Below are 1,098 nucleotides of genomic sequence, written 5' to 3'. Positions count from 1 at the left end.
TGTAGTTCCCCGGAAGGTTGTGAACGGCGTGGCGTGATCGGAAAGTAGCGAGGACCTCCGGTATCGAAGGGGTTACCACACCAACCTTCAGCCCGGAGGTCCTCGTGACCCACGCTAACGCCCCGCTGACCCCGACAGGCCGGACACGACTGGCCAGAGCGATCGTCGAAGACGGCTGGCCCGTGCGCCGCGCCGCCGAACGGTTCCAGGTCTCGCCCGCGACAGCCTCGAAATGGGCTGCCCGCTACCGGCAGGGCCTTGCGATGAGCGACCGCTCCAGCCGCCCGCACCTCAGCCCCCGACGCACCGCGCGCCGCCTCGAGCGACGGATCGTCGCGGTGCGGTTCACCCGACGCTGGGGACCACACCGGATCGCGTACCACCTGGGCGTGCCCCGCTCGACCGTCGGCCGGGTCCTGGACCGCTACCGCATGCCGCAGCTGGCCGACGTGGACCAGCTCACCGGCCTGCCCGTGCGCGCACCTGGCCCGGTCCGTTACGAGGTTCAACGACCTGGCGAATTGGTCCACGTCGACATCAAGAAACTCGGCCGCATCCCCGACGGTGGCGGCTGGCGGGCGTTCGGACGCGGCTCGGCGCAGGACCGGCGCGCCGGCACCGTCCGGGACCAGGCCGCACGAAACGGCGCACGCCCGTCACGGGGCTACACCTACCTGCACCACGCCGTCGACGATCACACCCGGCTCGCGTACTCCGAGATCCTGCCTGACGAGCGCAAGGAGACCGCCGCAGGGTTCTGGGATCGTGCTCGCCAGTTCTTCGCACAGGCCGGGATCACCGTCACCGCGGTCATGACCGACAACGGCTCCTGCTACCGATCCCGCGCCTTCGAAGCCGCCCTGGCAGACATCAAGCACCGCCGGACCCGCCCCTACCGCCCGCAGACCAACGGAAAGGTCGAACGCTTCAACCGGACCCTGGCCGCCGAGTGGGCCTACGCCCGCCACTACCTCAGCGACGAATCACGCGCCGCGACCTACGACACATGGCTACACCACTACAACCATCACCGACCACACACCGGCATCGGCGGCCAGACCCCAGCTCAACGCGTTCACAACCTCACGGGGAACTACA

Annotated in this window: 1 protein-coding gene; it reads left to right on the top strand. The window is 69.1% G+C overall.

Translation table 11 applies throughout. The features are described from left to right. Positions 1-104: 104 nt before the first annotated feature. Positions 105-1,098, top strand: a 994-nt coding sequence (locus ACZ7LE_RS28490; protein ID WP_470406564.1) for an IS481 family transposase, incomplete at its 3' end; no start/stop codon positions are given.

Source organism: Promicromonospora sp. NPDC110617 (assembly GCF_055598465.1).
Note: the sequence above shows the minus strand (reverse complement) of the source record. Positions and strands in the feature narration are given on the sequence as shown.